Raw genomic sequence first — 1,833 nt, forward strand, 5'->3', positions numbered from 1 at the left:
ATAACTTCGGTACAGCAGTAATTTGAGTAATCATATCTTTAATTTTTCGTTCATTTTAAAGATACTCGACTTACTGCTTTTTCATCGATGCTAAACAATACGGGCTTCGGGCTAATGGAAAGGTTTGCGTATTTTTATGAAGACCGCAAAATCTTTGGGATTTTGTTTTGGACAATAAAAAATAAAACTAAACAATAAGCTTTAGCTTCGTGCGCAGACGGAAACGAAAAGTTTCCTTACTACCGCACTACGCTTAGCCGAGACCGTTAGGCGTAATTTTGACCCGTATCATTACCGTATATTTTCGTATCCCAACGTATCATTATCTTCAAATTTATATCGTATCATTATCGTATATTTTCGTATCGTATCGTATATTTGTTGAGAATATGCAAACTAACTCTGCTATAATATGAACCAAGTACACACATTAAATATTGAAATTGACTGGAAATTAATTTCAATTATTAGCAAAATAGACAGGTTTGATGCAGAATGGACCTCAATCGAAAAAAAAGAAGGTCAAAGTCTAAAGCAACTAAAAGCAATAGCAACAGTAAGAAGTGTCGGTGCTTCAACAAGAATTGAAGGTTCTAAAATGAGTAATGAAGAAGTTGATGTTCTATTAAGTGATTTAACAATCGACAAATTAGAAGATAGAGACTCTCAAGAAGTTGCTGGTTATTTTGAAGCTTTGGATTTAATTACCGAATCTAATGACGGAATTGATATAACCGAAAATTCTCTCAAAAACTTACACAATAGATTACTAAAATATAGTGCAAAGGACGACTGGCATAAAGGAAATTACAAACAACTTAGCAATAGTGTAGAAGCCACATTCCCAGATGGCTCAAAGCAAATAATTTTTGAAACAGCTAAACCGGGAATAGAAACTGAAGATGCAATGAGAGCCTTAATAGAATGGTTTACTAATGACCTAGAAACACATCCATTAGTGAAAACCGCAATATTTTGCTACGAATTTGTAAGTGTTCATCCATTTCAAGATGGTAATGGCAGACTTAGTAGATTGCTTTCATCTCTATTACTTCTAAAGTTTGGATATAAATGGATTCAATATGTAAGTTTTGAACATGAAATAGAAAATCGAAAAGTAGAATATTATCAAGAATTAAGAAAGTGTCAAGCTCAGCGACCTGGAGAAGAAATTACTACATGGATATATTTTTTCTTTGATGCATTAATTAATATTCAAAATCAACTTATGGCAAAACTTAATACTGAGGGAATAGAGTCAAGTCTTTCACCAAAAGAAAAATCTATTTTAGTGTTTATTTCAGATCATCCTGGAACAAAATCAGGTGAAATAGCAACTAAACTCAATATTCCTAATCCCACAGTTAAAAAGATACTATCTCAACTTGTGAGTAAAAATATTATTGAAAAATATGGTTCAGGTCCAGGAACAAATTATGGTATAAAATAGGACTAGAGATGGTCCCAAGCATGGTCCATGAAAAATAATAATCAAATTAAAAAACTGGACCACAATCATGGTTGGTGGACCAGTAAAAAAACAACGCCTAACACTATATATAGCAAATAGGGCGGTAAGTGATAAATTCATTGGCTTGGGCGTATTTTCGAAATCCGCAAAATCTTTGGGATTTGGCAATTGAAAAAATAAAAATAATTACAAAACAAAAAGCTTTGGCTAAGGGCTTGGCGGAAAGGTCATCGCTTATCAACTGCCCTACTTGCCATAGCTCAGACCGTTATGCTCAATCTTCCTACCAGAAAAACCAGTTGAGTTTTTGAGCTAACGGTCGTACCTTTAGACTAGGCTCCTTGTCAAGGCCGGTTTTAGCA

1 protein-coding gene is annotated in these 1,833 nt (G+C 33.8%); it reads left to right on the plus strand.

Annotated elements, in window-relative coordinates:
- The first annotated feature begins 412 nt into the window (after positions 1–412).
- Complete coding sequence (locus BLS33_RS24525; protein ID WP_089895977.1) at positions 413–1,450, plus strand: Fic family protein; 1,038 nt, start codon at positions 413–415, stop codon at positions 1,448–1,450.
- The last annotated feature ends 383 nt before the right edge of the window (positions 1,451–1,833 follow it).

It is taken from the genome of Kriegella aquimaris, assembly GCF_900103215.1.
Lineage (GTDB): Bacteria > Bacteroidota > Bacteroidia > Flavobacteriales > Flavobacteriaceae > Kriegella > Kriegella aquimaris.